General features: G+C 64.8%; 1 protein-coding gene and 1 pseudogene. Both read left to right on the plus strand.

The window, feature by feature from the left end; all coding sequences use genetic code 11:
* Window positions 1-10: 10 nt before the first annotated feature.
* Window positions 11-505, plus strand: a pseudogene (locus ACEWPL_RS19455) (tyrosine-type recombinase/integrase); the annotation flags it as partial.
* A 12-nt stretch (window positions 506-517) separates the two neighbouring features.
* Window positions 518-827, plus strand: a 310-nt coding sequence (locus ACEWPL_RS19460; protein ID WP_420744411.1) for an IS91 family transposase, incomplete at its 3' end; no start/stop codon positions are given.

An 827-nucleotide genomic window follows, 5' to 3' on the forward strand; every position in this document is an offset into this window, starting at 1 on the left:
GCGTTGACACATCAGCTATGGTGCCGGGCTGCGCGCGGCCGAGGTCTGCAACCTCAAGATCGGCGACATCGACAGCGACCGGATGCTGATCCACGTCGAGCAGGGCAAGGGCCAGAAGGACCGCAAGGTGATGCTGTCGCCCGGATTGCTGGAGTTGCTGCGTGCCTGGTGGCGCGAGGCGCGCCCGGAGGGCTGGCTGTTTCCCGGCAAGCCCAAGATCAACCCGATCTCGCCAAGGCAGCTGAACCGGGCCTTCACCTCGGCCAAGCACATGGCCGGCGTCAAGAAGGTCGCGACGCTGCACACGTTGCGCCACAGTTTCGCGACGCATCTGCTGGAGGCCAATACCGACGTGCGGGTGATCCAGGTGCTTCTCGGCCATGCCAAGCTTACGACCACGGCGCGATACACTCATGTCGCCACCAAGACGATCCGCGACACGGTCAGCCCCTACGAGATGCTGGCCAGGTTGCAGGACCAGACCGTGAAGCGAAGCCTGGAGTGACCGGATGCCGGGGTGTCCCGGCCGAAGCTGGAGATTGCTGACATCTTCCGCGCCCATGGCTCTGCGTGGCGGCAGGCCAATGTGGGGCATGTCAGCCTCTCACAGCTCAAGGTGATGTCCGCGATCGAGGCCTGCCGGACCGAAGCGCTCGGCGGGCATGTGGCCGGTTGCATCAAATGCGGCCACCATCACATCGCCTACAATTCCTGCAAGAACCGGCATTGCCCGAAGTGCCAGGGACCGGCGGCGCGCGACTGGATGGAGGCGCGGGCCGAGGACCTTCTGCCCGTGGAATATTTCCACGTGGTCTTCACCCTCCCGG

It is taken from the genome of Roseovarius roseus (assembly GCF_043355935.2).
In the GTDB taxonomy this organism is placed as follows: domain Bacteria; phylum Pseudomonadota; class Alphaproteobacteria; order Rhodobacterales; family Rhodobacteraceae; genus Roseovarius; species Roseovarius roseus.